Source organism: Sutterella parvirubra YIT 11816, assembly GCF_000250875.1.
GTDB classification, from domain to species: Bacteria; Pseudomonadota; Gammaproteobacteria; order Burkholderiales; family Burkholderiaceae_F; genus Sutterella; species Sutterella parvirubra.
In genome coordinates this window covers 26,021-33,375 of the sequence record NZ_JH604867.1, presented here as the reverse complement: position 1 = coordinate 33,375, position 7,355 = coordinate 26,021, and the positions used below count along the sequence as shown (strand labels likewise).

The window sequence follows — 7,355 nt, the reverse complement described above, 5'->3', positions numbered from 1 at the left end:
AGCCCGCTCTTCGGCGGGCTCAGCGGACTCAGTGCCAGGGCGCCTTTTCTTCGAGCACGACGCCGTCGGTCATCGTGAAGCCTTCGAGCGAACCGGCCTTCGTCTGCATGCAGACGTACGAGATGCCGTCCGCGCCCGCGCGGATCGCGCGGCGGCCTTCGGGCGCGATGCGGAACCAGTCGCCCGCCTTGATGCCGACGACTTCGCCGTCGATGTAGAGCTCGCCCGAGCCCGCGAGCACGCCGTAGAGCTCTTCGTTCTTCGTGTGCTTGTGGACGAACGGCACGGCGGCATTGGCGGGGAGGTTGTTCACCGACACTTCCGCACCGGTCAAGCCCAGCTTGTCGTGGAGTTCGGTGCGGACGCCTTCGGCGGCGGTTTTCGAGAAAACGGACATGGTTGTCTCCTTGAGTGTGTCTCCCGACGGAACGACGTCGTCGGGAGGGATCGGATGGTTGTTGAAACGCGGCGTTCGGCGGTGGATTTCTGAGCTTGAACCGCACCCGTTCGCTTTCGAACGTTCGCCGTCAAACCTTTCCAAGAGGGTTTGGGGCGGCCCTTCGATGCCGGGGTCGGTTGATCGGTCAAAAACTTTCGCCGTCGAACGATTGGGTTGAAAAAGAAGGAATCCGTGTTCGGGAAGGCGGGAGAGCTTGTCGGCTCCTCTCGTCCTACCTTCCTGTCGGCGGATTCCACCCTTCGGAAAAGTCGAAGCGTCCGGGTTCGTCGAGCCTCATTCGGGCTTCTCGAACCCCCGGATGGCCTTGCGGAGGAGGAGCTCCAGATGCGCCGTCTCGTCCTCGGTGAGGTTCGCCGTCACGCGCTCGCAGAGCGCGGCGGAGATCCGCTCCAAAACGGGCTCCAGCGCCCGGCCTTCGTCGGTGAGGCGCAGCACGACGACGCGGCCGTCCGCCGCACTCGGACACTTCTCCAACCAACCGCGGTGCATGAGCTTCTCGGTGAGGATGGAGACGGTCGACTTCGTGCGGTGCGTGCGGCGCGCGAGTTCCGAGACCGAAATGCCTTCGGGCTCCGCAAAGAGCACCTTGAAGAGGTCGCCGTGCGCGGGAACGATGCCGGGGTAGAGGGCCTCGTCCTCCAACGCGTCCTGAATGAACGCGTTGCTCCGCTCCAGAAACCGGCCCGCGAGCGCGATCGCGATCGTCTGCCTGCGCGGGGTTGCGTTGTTCGTCTTTTCCATGAGGGTGAATGATAGTTTGATGTCGAACGTTCGTCAAGTCGTACGACGGCGAACGATTTTTCGATTTCAGCATCCCGTTCTCAACTTCCGCATCTCTTCACCTCTTCACCTCGCCGTCTCTTCAGGAATCAAGGAGAGAGGGTCCGAATGCACCGAAGCCCGGCGGTGCCGGGCTTCGCGTGGATTACCAATCGGCTTGGGATCCGTTCGGACCTTTTGGTCTCCGTTCTCAGAACGTCACCGTGTCGGGGTGGAGCCCCGAGTAGGCGGTCGAGGGTGGGAGCTTGTCGAGAGCGCTGATCTCCTCGTCCGAGAGTTCGAAGTGGTAGAGACGCAGGTTCTCGCGCATGTGGATGAGGTCGACCGCCTTCACGATCGGGCAGAGCTGACGCTCTATGCTCCAGCGCAGGAGCACCTGCGCGGGGGCGACGTTGTGGGCGCGCGCGATGGCGAGCACCGTGGGGTTGGTAAGCAGCGCCCCGCGGCCCAACGGGCTCCAGGCCTGGACCTGGATCCCCTGCTTCAGGCACCAGTTCACGGTCGAGAACTGCGTGTGGCCGGGGTGGATCTCCAGCTGGTTCACGGCCGGGCGGATGCGGGCGCGCGCGAGCAGCGGCACCAGATGGTGCGGGAGGAAGTTCGCGACGCCGATCGCGCGGACCTTGCCTTCGAGCTGCGCGTCTTCCAGAGCGCGCCAGACGCCCGCGTTCGCGGACTGCCAGAGCATCGGGTCGCCCTGGGTCGCCGGCCAGTGCACGCAGATCAGGTCGATCGCGCCCACCTTCATGCGGTCGTACGTTTCGCAGACGGCTTCGTAGGCCGTCTCGTAGGAGCGGCACGTCGCCCAGATCTTGCACGAGAGGAAGAAGTCCTTCCGGGGGAAGCCCGAGAAGCGGACCGCTTCGCCCAGAAGGTCGGCGTTCTGGTAGATCTGAGCCGTGTCGAAATGGCGGTAGCCCAACTGGATCGCCGTGTGGATCGTGCTCAGAAAACGCTCATTGACGGGAATCTGCCACGTGCCGTACCCGATGACGGGCATCTGGACGCCGTTGGCGAGCTCAACGCATTCCTGCTGAGTGGACACGAGGTGACTCCGGAGTGTTAGGGATCTTACAAAGAGTGAATCCTACACCATGCGGGCGCGCGGGGCTAAATCCGCCGTCCTCCCTGGGCGGGCAGGGCGGACAGGTTCGGCGTTCGCAGAGAGTGCGGACGCTTGGCTCCAAGGAAACTTGGAACTTGGCGCATCACGCCCGGCCTTTGCCTGATCGCACCAATGCGGGGCGCTCGGGAGGGCTTCCTGCATCGGGGTCTTCGCGGAGGGCGCAGCGTAAGGAACGAACGTTCGACGAAGGTGCTGCGCCCGAACGACGGTCGTCGGGACGCGCCGGGATTCGTCCTTCCGCGCCATCCTGAGGCCGCGTGCGTCGGAGTGAGGAGGCATGAGGCGGCATCAGTCGGGATAAGGCGGCATCCGCGCGCCTTCGATGCTCGACCTCTCGAAGGTCGAGGAAGTCGAACGCGTCTGGGACTACGTTCAGAATCCGGTGTTGACGCCCCTCTCCAGAGGAGCCGGAGAGCCGCCCGGAAGGGGCGGATGAAGGCCGATGAAGGGCGGTGAGGGGTGATGAAGGGCGGTGAAAGGTCGATGAACACCGGGTGCGGCCCCGCCCGGATTGCCGCCCGCCCCAAAAGACTTCGGGGAGCCCGGTGGGGCTCCCCGAAAAGTCTTCTCGGCTTTCGCCGTGATCGGTCGTGATCACGAGATCACGCGGACCGCAAGGTCACCGGTCGTCGCTCAGCCTGCTTCGGCTTCCGCCTTCGCGGCGGCCGCCGCGCGCATCGAGGCGTAGGCCGCGCGGCGCATCGCCCAGCGCTCCTGCGCCAGCTTCGGGTGGCGCGTCTGGAAGAAGCGGCGCACGGTGCGGGGCGAAACCGTCGTGCCCGGCACCAGCCCGTAGCGCTCGGGCGCGCGGGTGATGTGGCTCGCGATCAGATCGCCGTTGCCCTGCGTCTCGCGGAAGAGCGCGGTGAGGCTCGACTGGTCGCCCCGGTCGAGAATGCCGTTCTGGTACTGCGGTCGCGGACCCACCGTGGCGCCTTCGGCCATCATGCGGAGGTGGCGGGCGACGGTGTGTCGGTGGCAGCCGAGCACCGAGGCGATCGCCTCGTTGCTCATCTTGTGGTCGTATTTAAGCTCCTGAAGGAGAAGGATTTGTTCTTGTCGGAGAGCCATGGGGGTTGGTCCTTCGAGAAAGATTTTTCAGACGTAGCCGAAATGTACGGGTACCGCCGTACCGGACGCAACGGCTCCGATGGGAGGGGTGTTTTAGGGCTTTGGTAGTAACCCTAATATACCTGCCGGACAAGTCGGAGCGTTGGAGCGTCGATTGAGCAGTGCTGCGGGTACCGCAAATTCGGCGCAGGTGGCGCATTATTACTGAAAAAACCTACCGGTGGCCACGGTCAGATTGTGAAATATTTTTGAAATATTTACGAGATGTTTCTCAATATAGTCAAGTAGTTAGGGGGATCGGTCCGTCAAAAAAAGGCGGGACCGGGGTTTCGACCGCTCCAAATGGCCTACGCCCCGATCCCTCCTCCAACCGCCGGCATCGACCCTGCGGGTACCCGCATCATGGGTACCCGGCGACGCGTCCGCAGGGCCTCAGTTCGGTTCGGGTGTTGTTCGGCGGAAACGAACGAACAACACGGGCTATGTTCAGTTGCCCTTGACGATCTTCCCTTCCGTCTCCGGCGTGTGACGGATGTCCACGCCCTCGCGGATGAAGACGATCGACTCGCCGATGTTCTGCATGTGGGCGCCCACGCGTTCGAGCGCCTTGGCGATGCGGATCAATTCCAGCCCGTCCTCGATCCCCGCACCCGCGACCATCCGGTCGACGACGGCCTTCACGGCCGCGCCGGTTTCCTTCCTCAGAACCGGGAAGCGCGCCACGACGGCGTGCGCGAGGCGGTCGTCGAAGTTCTTCACCGCGGTGAGGGTCTCGTCCATCATGACGAGAAGATGGGCGTGAAGGGTCAGGAGTTCGTCGCGTATCTCGACCAGGCGCTCGTCGACGGTGCCGCGCAGCTTCCTCACGCCCTTTGCGGCGGAACGCACTTCGTCGCCCATGCGCTCGAAGTCGATCGTCATCCGGAGGCTCGAGACGACGAGCCGCAGGTCGCGCGCCTGGGGTTGGCGGTGCGCAAGGATGAACTCGATGAAGGCGTCGAGCTCCTTTTCCTTCATGTTGATTCTCTGATCGGCCGCTTCGACTTCGCGGGCCTCTTCCTCGTCGAGCCTCAGCAGCACGCGGCCCACCGCGTCCAGCTGCCGGCGCACGTCCGCGCCCATCTCGAGCATGTTCGTCTGGAGTTCGTTCAGCTCAACGTCGAACTGCTTGGCGATGTGTTCGGTCATGGTGTTCTCCATCCTTCTTTTCTTGAATGTCCTTCCACGACGGACCGATCAGCCGAAGCGGCCCGTGATGTAGTCTTCCGTCGCCTTTTCGCGCGGGCGGGTGAAGATCTGGCGCGTCTCGCCGAATTCGATCAGTTCGCCCAGGTACATGAACGCGGTGTAGTCCGAGATGCGGGCCGCCTGCTGCATGCTGTGCGTGACGATGACGACGGTGTAGTCCTGCTTCAACTCTTCGATCAGCGTCTCGATGCGGGCGGTGGAGATGGGGTCCAAGGCCGAGCAGGGTTCGTCCAACAGCAGAACTTCCGGCTTCACCGCGATCCCGCGGGCGATGCAGAGGCGCTGCTGCTGACCGCCCGAGAGGCTCGTCCCCGGTTCCTGGAGCTTTTCCTTCACGTCGTCCCAGAGCGCCGCCTTCTTCAAGGCCCAGTGGACGCGCTCGTCCATCTCGGATTTCGAGAGCTTTTCGTGAAGGCGCACGCCGTAGGCGACGTTCTCGTAGATCGACATCGGGAAAGGCGTCGGGCGCTGGAAGACCATCCCGATGCGGGAACGGAGTTCCGTCACGTCGATGTCGCGCGAGAGCAGGTCGAGGTCACCCATCCGGAGCATCCCCTCGGCGCGCTGGCCGGGGTAGAGGTCCTGCATGCGGTTGAGGCTGCGCAGAAGGGTCGACTTCCCGCAGCCCGACGGCCCGATGAAGGCCGTCACCTTCCCCTCGGGGATCTGCATGGAGATGTTCTTGATCGCGTGGAAGTTCCCGTAGTAGACGTTGAGGTCGCGCATCTCGATCTTGGGCGCGGGCATGTTCGTCGTCGTCATGGTGTTTGGAGCGTTCGAAAATCTGTCGGTTGGTTGGGGGTGCTGAAGGTGGCTTTAGAGTGCTCTGGGTCCTGAGCCTCAGCCGCGTCGGCGTTCGCGCAGCCAAATCGCCGCGGAGCTCATGCAGAGCACCAAAAGCAGCAGCACGAGCGCGGTGCCGTACTGCAGAGGCCTCGTCGCCTCGATGTTGGTGCCCGACGTGGCGAGCACGTAGATGTGGTAGGGCAGCGCCATCACGGGTTCGAAAAGCGAGGCGCTTTCTTTGGGCGTGAAGAACACGCTCCCCGTGTACATGATCGCGGCGGTTTCGCCCGCGGCGCGCGAGAGCGCGAGGATCGACCCGGTGAGGATCCCGGGGAGCGCGTTCGGGAGGATCACCTTCATGATCGTCTCGAAGGGCGACGCGCCGAGCGCGAGGCTCGCTTCCCGCCAGTCCTGCGGCACCTGCGCGAGCGCGGCTTCCGTCGTGTTGATGATGATGGGCAGCGACAGGACCGCAAGCGTCAGGATCCCGGACAAAAGACTCACGCCGAAGCCGCAGAAGACCACGAAGAATGTGAGGCCGAAGAGCCCGAAGACGATCGAGGGGACGCCGGCGAGGTTCGCAATCGAAAGCCTGGTCAGCGTCACCCACGCGCTCGTCTTGTCGGCGTACTCGTGCAGGTACACGGCCGCGGCGACGCCCAAGGGGAGCGCAATGACGAGCGCCCCCATGGCGAGAAGGAACGTGCCTAGAAGGCAGGGCCAGATGCCGCCTTCCGTCATCATGTTCTTCGGGGGTTCGGTCAAGAATTCCCAGGAGAGTCCGGGGAGCGCTTCGACGATGATGAGGCCGATGATCGCAAGGAGCGACGCGACGTTGACGAAGGCCGCCAGGCGCATCACGCCGAAGCCCGAACGGGCGGCCCAGGTGCGGGCGGAACGGTTGGTTTTGGAGCTCATGGTGTTGGGGGCGTCCTGTGGGTTGGCCTCAGTTCGACTTCAGGGAGAGCCGCCGGGTGCAGTACCAGGCCGCGAGGTTGAAGACGAAGGTGATCAGAAAGAGCACGAGACCCGTCGCGTAGAGCGCGTGGTAGTGCTCGCCGCCCACCGCGGCCTCCGCCATTTCGGCGGCGATCGACGCGGTCATCGGGCGCACGGGGTCGAAGATCGACTCGGGGATGATCCCCGCGCCGCCCGCGACCATCAGCACCACCATCGTTTCGCCGATCACGCGCGAGATGCCGAGCATCACCGCGGTGCCGATCCCGCCCATGGCCCAGCGGAGTTCGACGCGCACGAGCGTCTCCCAGCGGGTGGCGCCGAGCGCCAAGGACGCTTCACGAAGGGCTGAGGGAACGTTCTTCAAGGCGTCTTCCGAGATCGAGGCGATCGTCGGCACGCACATGAAGGCGAGCATCAAGGCGGCGTTCGTGAGGTTGAGACCGGACGCGAGGTTGAAGGTGTTTTGGAGCCACGGTGCGAGCACCACCATCCCGACGAAGCCGATCACGACGGAGGGGAGCGCCGCCATGAGTTCGATCAGGGGCTTCACGATGCGGCGAAGGCCTTCCGGCATCCCGCAGTGCATCGCGCAGGCGGTCAAGACGCCGAGCGGAACCGCGATGAGCGTGGTCAGCGCCGCAGCGGCCAAGGAGCCCACGATCAGGGCGCCGATCCCGAAGACGGGCGGATCGTCCGTCGGGTACCACTCGGTCGAGAAGAGGAAGTCCGTGAGGGACACGTGGTTCAGAACCGGAAACGCCTGCGTGCACAGAAAGATCACGATGGCGGCCAGCGCGAGCACGCTGACCGCCGCCGCCACGCCGATCGTTCGCCGGAAAGCCGTGTCCAGGGCAAGTTTCTTGGAGCGGGCCATCCGAAAACCTCAGGGTTGGAGGGTTGGGGGCGAGGTTTGGGGAGGAGGGC

8 protein-coding genes are annotated in these 7,355 nt (G+C 64.2%); all 8 read right to left on the bottom strand.

Going from position 1 to position 7,355, the window contains the following annotated elements:
- Positions 1-28: 28 nt before the first annotated feature.
- The 8 genes from HMPREF9440_RS01385 to pstC all read right to left on the bottom strand — a co-directional run bounded on the left by HMPREF9440_RS01385 (position 29) and on the right by pstC (position 7,305).
- Positions 29-397, bottom strand: a complete 369-nt coding sequence (locus tag HMPREF9440_RS01385) for a cupin domain-containing protein (protein WP_008540759.1) — start codon at positions 395-397, stop codon at positions 29-31.
- A gap of 336 nt (positions 398-733) precedes the next feature.
- A complete protein-coding gene (locus tag HMPREF9440_RS01380) occupies positions 734-1,201 on the bottom strand; it encodes a MarR family winged helix-turn-helix transcriptional regulator (RefSeq protein WP_008540758.1) in 468 nt (155 codons plus the stop codon).
- A gap of 229 nt (positions 1,202-1,430) precedes the next feature.
- Positions 1,431-2,285: an aldo/keto reductase family protein gene (locus HMPREF9440_RS01375; RefSeq protein ID WP_008540757.1), complete on the bottom strand. Its 855-nt coding sequence runs from the start codon at positions 2,283-2,285 to the stop codon at positions 1,431-1,433.
- Between the two features lie 714 nt (positions 2,286-2,999).
- On the bottom strand, positions 3,000-3,437 hold the full coding sequence (locus HMPREF9440_RS01370; RefSeq protein ID WP_008540753.1) for a hypothetical protein: 438 nt from the start codon (positions 3,435-3,437) through the stop codon (positions 3,000-3,002).
- Between the two features lie 486 nt (positions 3,438-3,923).
- Positions 3,924-4,625 (bottom strand): phosphate signaling complex protein PhoU, encoded by a 702-nt coding sequence (phoU, locus tag HMPREF9440_RS01365; RefSeq protein ID WP_157180682.1) that lies wholly within the window; start codon positions 4,623-4,625, stop codon positions 3,924-3,926.
- 48 nt (positions 4,626-4,673) lie between these two features.
- Positions 4,674-5,447, bottom strand: coding sequence for a phosphate ABC transporter ATP-binding protein PstB (gene pstB / locus HMPREF9440_RS01360; RefSeq protein ID WP_008540749.1), 774 nt, complete (start codon positions 5,445-5,447; stop codon positions 4,674-4,676).
- A gap of 78 nt (positions 5,448-5,525) precedes the next feature.
- Positions 5,526-6,389, bottom strand: a complete 864-nt coding sequence (gene pstA, locus HMPREF9440_RS01355) for a phosphate ABC transporter permease PstA (RefSeq protein WP_008540747.1) — start codon at positions 6,387-6,389, stop codon at positions 5,526-5,528.
- Between the two features lie 28 nt (positions 6,390-6,417).
- Complete coding sequence (gene pstC, locus HMPREF9440_RS01350; RefSeq protein WP_008540746.1) at positions 6,418-7,305, bottom strand: phosphate ABC transporter permease subunit PstC; 888 nt, start codon at positions 7,303-7,305, stop codon at positions 6,418-6,420.
- Between the last annotated feature and the right edge of the window lie 50 nt (positions 7,306-7,355).